The sequence below is a fragment of the Actinotalea sp. JY-7885 genome, assembly GCF_014525465.1.
In the GTDB taxonomy this organism is placed as follows: Bacteria; Actinomycetota; Actinomycetes; order Actinomycetales; family Cellulomonadaceae; genus Actinotalea.
This window is the reverse complement of sequence record NZ_JACEXH010000339.1, coordinates 1-878: the sequence shown is the minus strand read 5'-3', so window position 1 is coordinate 878 and position 878 is coordinate 1. Positions and strand designations below refer to the sequence as shown.

At 79.2% G+C, this 878-nt stretch carries 1 protein-coding gene; it reads right to left on the bottom strand.

Translation table 11 applies throughout. The annotated features are described in order from the left end of the window. On the bottom strand, window positions 1-878 hold an 878-nt coding region (locus IDM29_RS16850), incomplete at both ends, for an FtsK/SpoIIIE domain-containing protein (RefSeq protein ID WP_255500393.1).

Genomic DNA, 878 nt, shown 5'->3' with positions numbered 1-878 from the left:
GGTCGGGCGGGCGCCTGCCAGGCGCCGGCCGGGTGGGCCGCCCACGCCGTCTGGACCGGCACGACCGCGCCGGCGCGTCGCACCAGCGCGCGTCCGGGCGTCCCGACGGCGATCGCCGCCGCGTCGGGGACCTCGACGACGTCCTGGGAGTCGGCCGCGTCCGTGACCCGCAGGCACAGGCGCAGCGCGAGGTTGGCGCGCATCTGCGCCGTGACCGCGCCGGCCGGACGCTGCGTGGCCAGGACGAGGTGCAGCCCCAGGGAGCGACCCTGCGCGGCGAGGTCCACCAGGCCGGGCACGAAGTCGGGCAGGTCGTCGGCGAGCGCGCGGAACTCGTCCACGACGACGAGCAGGCGGGGCGGCGCGGCGCCACGGGCGCGCAGGTCCTCCAGGTCAGCGACGCCCGCGCTCGCGAACGCGGCCTTGCGGCGGCGCATCTCCGAGCGCAGTCCGGACAGCGCCCGCGCGGCGGTCCCGGCATCGAGGTCGGTGACCATGCCCACGACGTGCGGCAGGCCCGCGCACGCCACGAGGGCCGCACCCGCCTTGAAGTCCACGAGCACCATGGCCAGGTGCGTCGGCGGGTACCGCAGCGCGAGGCCCAGGACCCAGGCCTGGAGCAGCTCCGACTTGCCCGAGCCAGTGGTGCCGGCGACGAGCGCGTGCGGGCCGTGCGCGAGCAGGTCCACGTCGAACGCCCCCGCCGCGTCGACCCCCAGCGGCGCGGTCAGGGACCGCAGCGGGGAGGCGGCAGCCACCCCGCGCCAGGTCGCCGCCACCCCCGCGGGGGACGGGCTCCCGCACAGGTCCGCGAGCGCCACGAGGTCGGGCACCCCGGCGGCGGCGCCCTCGTCGACCGCCCACCGGGCCGCCAGGCG